The organism is Streptomyces sp. NPDC001816 (assembly GCF_042892235.1).
GTDB lineage: Bacteria > Actinomycetota > Actinomycetes > Streptomycetales > Streptomycetaceae > Streptomyces.
The window spans coordinates 56,163-65,683 of the sequence record NZ_JBIATY010000013.1 but is presented as its reverse complement, the minus strand read 5'-3'; the positions used below and the strand labels follow the sequence as shown (position 1 = coordinate 65,683).

Here is a 9,521-nt window from a genome sequence, read left to right as displayed (position 1 = left end):
CGCCCTGGTTCGACGAGACCGGCGGTGAGAGTTCCTGGCTCCCGGGGATTTCTTCCCCGGTGACAGTGGCGGGACCGCGCCGGATTCGCACCGGCTTCCTCTCCTGCCGCCGTACATGGCCCGGGCAGTCCACCACGCGCCCGGAAGGGCCGTCAACTTGCCTTTGACCTGGGAAGCCGGACTGTGCTGAGGCCCACATCGCCGGCCCGCCGGGCAGCGCCGAGCGACCGGGTTGCGGTGAATTCCGCTCCCTCGGACGGCATTCGGGGATCCCGCTCGCGCTCACGGACCGTGATCGCCTGCAAGAGCGCGTACGTCGCGTACGTCTTATACGGGATGCAACGGTCGCGGGGCCGCGGCGGACACACGTCCGCCCTGTCGCTCCGACTGAATCGGTGCCGACAGGGCGGACGATGGAGAATTCGGCGTCAGGGCTTCGCCACGATCAGATAGATCCCGTACGCCACCGCGGCCGCACAAGCCGCGAAGCACACGTACGCACCGGTCACGGCCAGCGCCGCGGACCCACCCTGCGCCGTGGCCTTCTCGCGGCGCGAGAGGCCGTTGACGCCGAGGGTGAACAGCGCCACCAGGCCCACCGTGAACGCGAGGCTGACGCCGAAGACGGAGCCGAGAGCCGCCCAGTCGATCTTCATGGGGATGCTTCCTTCAGTTTCCGGGCGGTCAGACTGCGGCGGCCGGCGGAGTCGCCGGAGCCGGTTCGGTGGTGGCCTGGGCCGGGATCGTGACCGACAGGTCCTCGGCGACGATGCCCGCGGGCGGCGGGGTCACCGCGGCGATGGCGGTGGTCACCACGCCGGCCGGCTCCACCGTGTCGTCGACGACGTTGGTGTGGTCGACGACCTCGCGGCGGGAGATCTTCCAGATGGCGGCGCTGGCGCCGACCAGGAAGACGGCGACGGCGGCGGTGCCCCAGTCACCCAGGTCCATGACGGACTCGGCGCCCGCGCCGACCAGCGCGGCGGCCGGCAGGGTCAGCGCCCAGGCGATGAACATGCGGGTCGCGGTGGACCAGCGGACCACACCGCCCTTGCGGCCCAGACCCGCACCCATCACCGAGCCGGAGACGACGTGGGTGGTGGAGAGGGAGAAGCCGAGGTGCGAGGAGGCCAGGATGGCCGTGGCCGCGCTGGTCTGGGCGGCGAAGCCCTGTCGCGGCTCGAGGTCGGTCAGGCCCTTGCCCATGGTGCGGATGATCCGCCAGCCGCCGATGTAGGTGCCGAGCGCGATCGCCAGACCCGCGGAGAGGATCACCCAGGTGGGAGGGTTGGAGTCGGGGGCGATGGCGCCGCCCGCGACGAGGGCGAGGGTGATGATGCCCATCGTCTTCTGCGCGTCGTTGGTGCCGTGGGCGAGGGAGACCAGACCGGCGGAGGCGATCTGACCGGCGCGGTAGCCCTTGCGGGTGGCCTCGCCGTCGGCGTTCTTGCCGATGCCGTAGGAGAAGCGGGTGGCCAGCATCGCGGCGAGACCCGCGACGATCGGCGCGGCGACCGCCGGGAGCAGCACCTTGGTGACGAGCACGTCACTGTGGACGGCCCCGAAGCCAGCGGAGGCGACGGTGGCGCCGATCAGGCCGCCCATCAGGGCGTGCGAGGAGCTGGACGGCAGTCCCACCAGCCAGGTCAGCAGGTTCCAGAGGATCGCGCCGACCAGGGCGGCGAATATGACCTCGGGACGGATGCCGTTCTCATCGACAAGGCCCTTGGAGATCGTGTTGGCGACCTCCACGGAGAGGAAAGCGCCTACAAGGTTGAGGGCGGCGGACATGGCCACCGCGACCTTGGGCTTGAGCGCACCGGTCGAGATGGTCGTGGCCATCGCGTTGGCGGTGTCGTGAAAACCGTTCGTGAAATCGAACGCGAGTGCGGTTACCACCACAATCGCGAGGATCAGCGAGAAGTTTTCCATTTACCCAGGCAATCGTTCGAGGTCATTGGCTGTTGGACCGTAGGCAACCTGGGTGAACGGAAGGTGAACTGGGGCAGGCGTGAGGGTGTCGTCAAAGGATGGCTGGGATGTCGTTCGCGTCCGACACCCCAGGCGCCCCTTGGCTACCAACCCTGCGCGAAGGCCTGCAGCAGGCTCGGCGGCCCGTTGAAGAGATTCTGGTCACCCGGCAGACCGCCCTCGGTGCCGAACTGCCAGAAGGTCCAGTGCGACCAGCCGCCCGGCAGTTCTCCCGGGTCCGACGTGCCGTGCCGGGCGATCCACAGGGGGTGGTCCGCGGCGAAGGCGCGGCTGTCGCCGGTGCAGGCCTGCCACCAGTCGGCGGTGGTGTAGATGACCGGACGCCGGCCGGTCTCCCGCTCGACCTCGTCGCTGAAGGAGCGGATCCAGTCGACCATCCGCGTCCGGTCCAGCCGGTAGCACTCGTTCTTGTCGTCGTACGGGTTGTACTCGATGTCGAGCGCGGGCGGCAGTGTCCAGCCGTCCGCCCGCCAGTCCCCGCCGTGCTGCACGAAGTACGCGGCCTGTTCGGCGCCCGAGGAGCGGTCCGGCCGCGCGAAGTGGTACGCGCCCCGGATCAGGCCCGCCTGGCGCGCGCCCTCGTACTGCCGGTCGAAGTAGGGGTTCTGGTAGGTCGTGGACTCGGTCGCCTTGATGTAGGTGAACCGTGCGCCGTCCGACCGGGCGGCTGGGAAGTCGACGTGCTGTTGGTGGGACGACACGTCGTGGCCTCTGAGCGGGCCCACGGCGGACGCCGGTGACCCGGCGGCCGCGGCCTGGGTGCCCGTGAGGGCGAGCGCCGCGGTGGCGGCCGCGAGAACGCCCGCGCGGCGGCGGGAGCGGGAGGCGGTGCGAGCACGAGGCATGTGTCCCCCTGGAGTGGCGGTGGAACGTCGTCCAGCGAGCAGGAAGGATCCGAGCAGGAAGGATCCGAGTAAGAAAGATCCGGTTACGAAAGATCATTGAATGCCTGATGATCACTTAAGGCATGATGATTTCGGGTGTTTTGCGGCGGTCTTCACCCGTTCGGCGGTACGGGTTCCGGCCCGAAGCACGCCGACGGGCCGCTCCGAGCCGGGCCGGCTGGCAGGATCGCGGCATGGCTGAACAGCGGCGGGAAGCGGAGCGGGAAGCGGAAGCGGCGCGCGTCTGGGAGGCGCTGGTCGCCACGGCCCGCCGGACGGTGGCCGACGGACTGGTCGTCGGCACCTCGGGAAACGTCTCGGCGCGCGTCGGGGACGTCGTGCTGGTCACCCCTTCGGGCGTGCCCTACGACCGGCTGACCCCGGACGACATCACCGGCGTCGACCTCGACGGGCGCCAGGTGCTCGGCACGCTCGTGCCGACCAGCGAACTGCCCATGCACCTCGCCGTCTACCGCACCACCGACGCCCGGGCCGTCGTCCACACCCACGCCGTGCACGCCACGGCCGTCTCCACCCTCGTGACCGAGCTGCCGCCGATCCACTACATGGCCGGCGCCTTCGGCGGCCGCGTGCGTGTCGCCCGCTACGCGACCTACGGCACCGACGAGCTGGCCGCGAACATGCTCGACGCCCTCGCCGACCGCTCCGGCTGCCTGCTGCAGAACCACGGCACGATCACCTACGGCACCACCCTCGACCAGGCCTACGACCGCACGGCCCAGCTGGAGTGGATGTGCCGCCTGTGGCTGACGGCATCGTCGGTGCCGGGCCTGACGCCCTCCCTGCTGACGGACATACAGATGGAGGAGGCCGGCACGCGTTTGAAGGGCTACGGCCAACGCAGCTGACCTTGGTCGCTTGGTCGCTTGGTCGCTTGGTCGCTTGGTCGCTTGGTCGTCTGGCCTTCTGGCCGCTCGCCGCACCGGCCGGGCTCGGCCTGCACCAGCTCGGCCCGGCCCGCACCGGCTCGGCCGGCACCGGCCCGGCTCGGCCCGCACCGGCTCGGCTCTCACCTGCGAGGCCCGCACCTGCCCGGGCCGGCCCGCACCGGCTCGGCCCGCACCGGCCCGGCCCATCGGTTCTCTCCGCCGCAGCGACGCTCGGCCACGGCGCGCTCCTCCGCAAGGTGCTCAGCCCCAGCGCACGCCTCCGGCTGTGCCGCGCCCTCCCGCACCCTGCCGGATCCCGGTCCTCCCGCACCCCGACCCCCCTCACCCCGCCGCATCCCGACCCCCTCACCGTTCCGCTGGCCCGTATCGGGAACCCGCACGACACTGGAAGCCGTGGGCACCGTCAGAGCGACCGCCGCCGCACTCACCGCGGTCCTGGCCGCCGGCGCGGCCTCCGTGGCCGTCGGGCGGCTTGCCAGTGACGCCGCGCTGAAGGCGCCGCCCGGCCGCCCGCTGCCCACCGAACCCCGGCTCACCGTGCACGGCACGGCCGCGGGACAGATCACCCTCACCCGCGACCTGGCCTCACTGCGCCCCGGTACCTACGGCCTGGCCGGCGACGGGTCCCACGCGGTCGTCGGTCCCGTCCTGGCGACCGCCGCGCACACCGCCGACACCGTCGTACGCCGCCTCGTGCGCGTCACGCACGGCACCCTCGCCGCCGGCGACGCCGTGTGGCTCACCCCGAACGTGCACGTCGGCAACCCGGACACGGCCCTCGGGCTCGACCACGCCGACGTCGACGTGCCCGGCGAACTCGGGGCCCTGCCCGCCTGGTTCGTGCCCGGCCACCGGGACACCTGGGTGATCGCCGTGCACGGCCTGGGCACCACCCGCGAGCACGCCATGAATGTCATGGAGTTCCTTCACAGCCGCCGGCTGCCGATCCTCGCGCTCGCCTACCGCGGCGACCTCGGCGCCCCACGCCCGCCGGACGGCCTGGGCCACCTCGGCGAGACCGAGTGGCGCGATGTGGACGCCGCGATCCGCTACGCCGTCCGCTACGGCGCCCGCCGGGTCATCCTCCTCGGCTGGTCCACCGGCGCCACCATGGCCCTGCGCGCCGCCGAGCACTCCGTCGTGCGCGAGCGCGTCGCCGGTCTGGTCCTCGACTCGCCGGTGCTCAGCTGGCCGGCCACCCTGCGCGCCCTCGCCCAGGCCCGCCACACCCCCGAACCCCTGCTGCCGCTCGCCGTGTGGGCCGCGCAGGGCCGGGCCGGTCTCAACGCCGACGGGGCGGGGGAGAGCGCCGATCCCGCGCTGCTCGACGTACCGACCCTGATCGTCCACGGCCCGGACGACACGGTCGCCCCGTGGGAGTACTCCCGGCGCCTGGCCGCCCGCCGCCCCGACCGCGTCGCCCTGCACACCGTGCCGCAGGCTCCGCACGGTGCGATGTGGAACGCGGACCCGAAGGAGTACGAGGAGCGTCTGCGCCGGTTCCTGACCCCGCTGATGTGAGGCCCCCGGCTCCGCCGGTGCAAGTCGGAAGCCCCGGTTCCAGGCGTTCCGTTTAAGGCCGAACGACTGGCCTGATCATGTCTCCTCGCCCGCCATCACCCCCGGTGCGTTGGCCAGCCCCGTCGCCCCCCGTGACATTCCGTTTGGGTTTTCGGACCGTCAACCGGAAGACTGCACCCGTGACGTCCCGTATCCCGCGCGACTCCAGGCTTCGACTTGTCCGACCGCGACCCCTGGCCGCCGCCCCCAGAGCTGTGAACCAGCGGCGCCCACGCCGCCCCGCACCCCGGCCGCCGGAGGGCACCCCGGCCCCCGCTGAACTGGCCAGAATGGCGCGCACCGGACTGGGCGGCGCGGTCCGCATCGCCCGCTGGGCCGACTCCGCTCTCGGCCCCGGCCGCGACGCCGCCACCGCCGACGGCAAGGCCACCCTCTCCGACATCAGCGCCGAACGCGCCTCCGCCGACCTCGCCCTGAGCACCGCTCAGATCCGCGCCGACTGGGACACCGCCCGCCTCGCCGGACTCGTCGAGGTGCACGGGGACAGCGCGCGCCCCGGCTGGCGTCTGCGCGCCTGGGACCGCGACGACAGCGCCGTGCTGCGCGGCTGGGTCGCCCTCTTCGACGCCTGGTCGCTGGCCAGCCCCGAACCCGCGGGCCACGAGCCGGCCGCCGTCGCCGAGGTCGTCTCGGCCATGCCCCAGGTGCTCTCCTTCCTCCAGCTGTCCGCCGGTCCCGTCCCGGTCGAGCAGCTCCTCGACCTGCTCCAGCAGAGGGTCACCGAACTGCGCACCGAGCGCTGCGAGATTCCCTACGAGCCCGGCTCCGCAGAGTCCGTAGGGCTCCTGAGCCCGGCCGAACCCCGACCGGCCGAACCCGGACCGGTCGGGGACACCCCGCTCGCCCCCCTCCTCGACTGGGCCCTCCAGGCCCTCGCCGCCGTCGGCGCCCTGACCTACGGCGGCGGCCAGGCCACGCTCACCCCGCTGGGCAGCTGGGCGGTCTGGGTCAAGCTGGAGCAGATCTGCGTGGCCGCGCAGAGCCCCGCCGGCAACATCGAGCAGGCGGCCGAGGACATGCTCCGCGGCTGCGCCCAGCTCCGCCCCAACGCGGCCCGCGCCGAGTACCGCGCCTGGCTCGCCGCCCGCCCCGTCGGCAGCGCCGTCACCGAACTGCTGGGCGCCGCCCGCGGCGAGGACGCCCTGCTGCGCGGCCTCGCCTTCGAGGCGCTGCGCGTCGTCGGCGCCCCCGCCGAGCCCGACGTACGCGCCGTGCTGGACGACCCGGCCCTGCGGCCGTACGCCCTGCTGTGGCTCGCCGAGCACGACGGCGTCGACCCGGAGGACGCCCACGAGGTCCTCACCCGTGAGGAGGCCACCTGGCTGTGGGTCGACACCGCCGCCGCCGTCGCCGACCACGGCGAGACGGAGATGCTGGTACGGCATCTGGAGGCCGCCGTGCAGCCCACCGTCCCCACGCTGCTGGACGAGGTCCGTGCCGTCGGTCACCCGCGCACCGTGCAGGTCCTGGTCGCGCTCGCCGCCGCCCACCCCGACCCCGCCCTGGCCAAGGCCGTGCGCCGGGCCGCCTTCCAGGTGCACACCGGCGGATAGGCCTTTCGGCGGGCCGCGGGACCGGTCCGCTCAGCCGCCGATCTCGGGGGCGTACGTCCCGAAGCTCCAGATGTTGCCCTCGGCGTCCCGGGCCATGTAGTCCCGCGAGCCGTAGTCCTGGTCCGTCGGGGGCATCAGGATCTCCACGCCGTGCTCCACGGCCTGCTGGTGGTGGGCGTCGACGTCGTCCACGACCACGTACACCCCCGCGGGCCCGGCGTCCTTCATCGCCGTGTCGAAGAGGCCGCCGCGGCCCTTGGAGCCGACCATCACCGCGCCGTTGCCCTGGATCAGCTCGGCGTGCATCACCGAGCCGTCCTCCGTCTCGTACACCGACAGCTCGGTGAAGCCGAAGGCCTCCGTGAGCTGCCTGATCGCCGCCTTCGCGTCCGCGTACAGCAGCGTGGGGTAGATGCTCGGCCGTCCGCCTGTGCCTGCCATGCCGATCACTCCTTCGTGCGTCGGTCGGGTGTCCGGTCCTCGCATCGAGTCTTGCAGCCACCACTGACAACGCCTCAGCGGAAGGTGTCGCACCGGGACGGATCCGTGTGGTGCATGTCACGGCATCGCCCCTCGGGCAACAGCCCCTGGACAGCGGCCCGAACACACGGACGTAGAAAAACCGCTTGCACGGCCCCGTTAGACTTGGCCCATGGCCATTCTCCTCGCGCATTAGACGGCGGGAACGTCCTCAGCCGCCCACCGCCCAATCCCGTACGCCCAGGAGTCTGTCCGTGATCTCCGCCTCCGGTATCGAGCTGCGCGCCGGTGCGCGCGTCCTCATCGAGAACGCCACCTTCCGTGTCGCCAAGGGCGACCGCATCGGCCTCGTCGGCCGCAACGGCGCAGGCAAGACCACCCTCACCAAGGTCCTCGCCGGCGAAGGCATCCCGGCCGCCGGCCACGTCGCCCGCTCCGGCGAGGTCGGCTACCTCCCGCAGGACCCCCGCACCGGCGACCTCGACGTCCTCGCCAGTGACCGCATCCTCTCCGCGCGCGGCCTCGACGTACTGATCCGGAAGATGCGCGAGAACGAGCAGCGGATCGCCAATGGCCAGGGCGCGACCCGCGAGAAGGCCCTCAAGCAGTACGAGCGCCAGGAGACCGAGTTCCTCACCAAGGGCGGGTACGCCGCCGAGGCCGAGGCCGCCACCATCGCCGCCGCGCTCAACCTGCCCGACCGTGTGCTCGGCCAGCCCCTGCACACGCTCTCCGGCGGTCAGCGCCGCCGTGTCGAGCTGGCCCGGATCCTCTTCTCCGACGCCGACACGCTGCTGCTCGACGAGCCCACCAACCACCTCGACGCCGACTCGATCATCTGGCTGCGCGACTACCTGAAGACCTACCGCGGCGGCTTCATCGTCATCTCGCACGACGTCGACCTGGTCGAGACGGTCGTCAACAAGGTGTTCTACCTGGACGCCAACCGCTCCCAGATCGACGTCTACAACATGGGCTGGAAGCTCTACCAGCAGCAGCGCGAGGCCGACGAGAAGCGCCGCAAGCGCGAGCGCGCCAACGCCGAGAAGAAGGCCGCCGCCCTCAACGCGCAGGCCGACAAGATGCGCGCCAAGGCCACCAAGACGGTCGCCGCGCAGAACATGGCCCGCCGCGCGGACAAGCTGCTGTCCGGCCTGGAGGCGGTCCGCCAGTCCGACAAGGTCGCCAAGCTCCGCTTCCCCGAGCCCGCGCCCTGCGGCAAGACCCCGCTGATGGCCGAGGGGCTGTCGAAGTCGTACGGCTCCCTGGAGATCTTCACCGACGTCGACCTGGCCATCGACAAGGGCTCGCGCGTCGTGATCCTCGGCCTCAACGGCGCCGGCAAGACCACCCTGCTGCGTCTGCTCGGCGGGGTGGAGCAGCCCGACACCGGCGAGGTCCGCCCCGGCCACGGCCTCAAGCTCGGCTACTACGCCCAGGAGCACGAGACCCTGGACGCCGACCGCACGGTCCTGGAGAACATGCGCTCGGCCGCCCCCGACATGGACCTCGTGGAGGTCCGCAAGGTGCTGGGCTCGTTCCTGTTCTCCGGCGACGACGTCGACAAGCCCGCCGGCGTCCTCTCCGGCGGTGAGAAGACCCGTCTCGCCCTCGCCACCCTGGTCGTCTCCTCCGCGAACGTCCTGCTCCTGGACGAGCCGACCAACAACCTCGACCCCGCGAGCCGCGAGGAGATCCTCGGCGCCCTGCGCACGTACAAGGGCGCGGTCGTCCTCGTCACCCACGACGAGGGTGCCGTCGAGGCGCTCCAGCCCGAGCGGATCATCCTGCTGCCCGACGGCGTCGAGGACCTGTGGGGCGCCGACTACGCCGATCTCGTCGCCCTGGCCTGATCGAAGGACTGATCCACTGCGTATGGATCATTCGGCCGAGCCGTGATCCATCATCTGTGTGAGATCTCCTCGTATCGAGGTGTGTCGTACATCGATTTCGCGGCCGATCCCCTGACCACCAAGGGATCGGCCGCTTCGCATCCCTGACCTGGCACTTCGCGAATCCACCCGTTCGGCCTCATGGGCGCTCCACTGCGGAATCGCAGATTCCGCATGTGGGGATGTGCTCCTGTCGTCACAACGATGTCTCACGGACCTTGCCGAATG

8 protein-coding genes and 1 riboswitch are annotated in these 9,521 nt (G+C 71.7%); of the genes, 4 read left to right on the top strand and 4 right to left on the bottom strand.

The window, feature by feature from the left end; genetic code table 11:
* Window positions 1–7: 7 nt before the first annotated feature.
* Window positions 8–150, bottom strand: a riboswitch (cobalamin riboswitch).
* Window positions 151–428: 278 nt separating this feature from the next.
* The 3 genes from ACFYZZ_RS35680 to ACFYZZ_RS35670 form a co-directional block, all read right to left on the bottom strand.
* Window positions 429–656, bottom strand: a complete 228-nt coding sequence (locus ACFYZZ_RS35680; RefSeq protein ID WP_386573948.1) for a hypothetical protein — start codon at window positions 654–656, stop codon at window positions 429–431.
* 28 nt (window positions 657–684) lie between these two features.
* Window positions 685–1,932 (bottom strand): anion permease, encoded by a 1,248-nt coding sequence (locus ACFYZZ_RS35675; protein WP_389185211.1) that lies wholly within the window; start codon window positions 1,930–1,932, stop codon window positions 685–687.
* A gap of 143 nt (window positions 1,933–2,075) precedes the next feature.
* Window positions 2,076–2,837, bottom strand: a complete 762-nt coding sequence (locus ACFYZZ_RS35670) for a lysozyme (protein ID WP_389185209.1) — start codon at window positions 2,835–2,837, stop codon at window positions 2,076–2,078.
* Between the two features lie 233 nt (window positions 2,838–3,070).
* On the opposite strand from ACFYZZ_RS35670, the gene ACFYZZ_RS35665 reads away from it, so the two are divergent.
* The 3 genes from ACFYZZ_RS35665 (at window position 3,071) to ACFYZZ_RS35655 (ending at window position 6,921) form a co-directional block, all read left to right on the top strand.
* A complete protein-coding gene (locus ACFYZZ_RS35665; protein WP_389185206.1) occupies window positions 3,071–3,745 on the top strand; it encodes a class II aldolase/adducin family protein in 675 nt (224 codons plus the stop codon).
* 435 nt (window positions 3,746–4,180) lie between these two features.
* Entirely contained in the window at window positions 4,181–5,308 is a 1,128-nt protein-coding gene (locus tag ACFYZZ_RS35660; RefSeq protein ID WP_389185203.1) for an alpha/beta hydrolase, read from the top strand.
* A gap of 329 nt (window positions 5,309–5,637) precedes the next feature.
* Window positions 5,638–6,921, top strand: coding sequence for a hypothetical protein (locus tag ACFYZZ_RS35655; RefSeq protein WP_389185200.1), 1,284 nt, complete (start codon window positions 5,638–5,640; stop codon window positions 6,919–6,921).
* 30 nt (window positions 6,922–6,951) lie between these two features.
* On the opposite strand, the gene ACFYZZ_RS35650 is transcribed toward ACFYZZ_RS35655, so the two are convergent.
* Window positions 6,952–7,362 (bottom strand): VOC family protein, encoded by a 411-nt coding sequence (locus ACFYZZ_RS35650; protein ID WP_389185197.1) that lies wholly within the window; start codon window positions 7,360–7,362, stop codon window positions 6,952–6,954.
* A gap of 293 nt (window positions 7,363–7,655) precedes the next feature.
* Here ACFYZZ_RS35650 and ACFYZZ_RS35645 point away from each other — a divergent pair, with 293 nt between their 5' ends.
* Window positions 7,656–9,254: an ABC-F family ATP-binding cassette domain-containing protein gene (locus ACFYZZ_RS35645; RefSeq protein ID WP_389185194.1), complete on the top strand. Its 1,599-nt coding sequence runs from the start codon at window positions 7,656–7,658 to the stop codon at window positions 9,252–9,254.
* Window positions 9,255–9,521 lie beyond the last annotated feature (267 nt).

Excerpts from the sequence above, each read along its gene's own strand:
- ACFYZZ_RS35670 (WP_389185209.1), bottom strand. The coding sequence starts at position 2,837 with ATGCCTCGTGCTCGCACCGCCTCCCGCTCCCGCCGCCGCGCGGGCGTT.
- ACFYZZ_RS35650 (WP_389185197.1), bottom strand. The coding sequence starts at position 7,362 with ATGGCAGGCACAGGCGGACGGCCGAGCATCTACCCCACGCTGCTGTAC.
- ACFYZZ_RS35665 (WP_389185206.1), top strand. The coding sequence starts at position 3,071 with ATGGCTGAACAGCGGCGGGAAGCGGAGCGGGAAGCGGAAGCGGCGCGC.
- ACFYZZ_RS35680 (WP_386573948.1), bottom strand. The coding sequence starts at position 656 with ATGAAGATCGACTGGGCGGCTCTCGGCTCCGTCTTCGGCGTCAGCCTC.
- ACFYZZ_RS35675 (WP_389185211.1), bottom strand. The coding sequence starts at position 1,932 with ATGGAAAACTTCTCGCTGATCCTCGCGATTGTGGTGGTAACCGCACTC.
- ACFYZZ_RS35655 (WP_389185200.1), top strand. The coding sequence starts at position 5,638 with ATGGCGCGCACCGGACTGGGCGGCGCGGTCCGCATCGCCCGCTGGGCC.